This window comes from Mesorhizobium sp. BHbdii, from assembly GCF_053848045.1.
The window spans coordinates 1-399 of sequence record NZ_JBSPKX010000314.1 but is presented as its reverse complement, the minus strand read 5'-3'; the positions used below and the strand labels follow the sequence as shown (position 1 = coordinate 399).

Sequence of the window (399 nt, the reverse complement as noted above, 5' to 3'; positions counted from 1 at the left end):
ATGGAATTCTGCTCCGGAGGGAAAGTCTGTGCGGGAGGGAGGCTGCATGTATAGGGAAAGCTGCGGCGCTCTCCAACCCTCACGAGGCCGACTTTTGCGTGAACCAGCGATGTTCAGCTAGCGGCGGGCGCCGGCCACGGCGCGGCGCTTGGCCTCGTCGATCAGCATGTTGGCCACTTGCATGCGGATCATGGCGCGCTGACGCAGATGCGGGGCGACGCGATCGGGATGGTTGGTGAAAGCAAAGCTGCGGCGCATACGGCCGAAATCGGCGGCGCTCTTGGGCTGGTTCAATCCCAGTTCGGCCGCGATCGATTCCGGATCGATCGGCGGCAGTTTTTCCTCGGGCTTTGGGTCCTCGGTAGCCAGCGCCAGCTTGGCGTGTTCGAGCAAGGCGGC

Annotated in this window: 1 pseudogene; it reads right to left on the bottom strand. The window is 63.9% G+C overall.

Annotated features, from left to right (window positions below):
- Nucleotides 1-117 precede the first annotated feature (117 nt).
- Nucleotides 118-399, bottom strand: a pseudogene (locus tag ACWTU8_RS33210) (hypothetical protein); the annotation flags it as partial.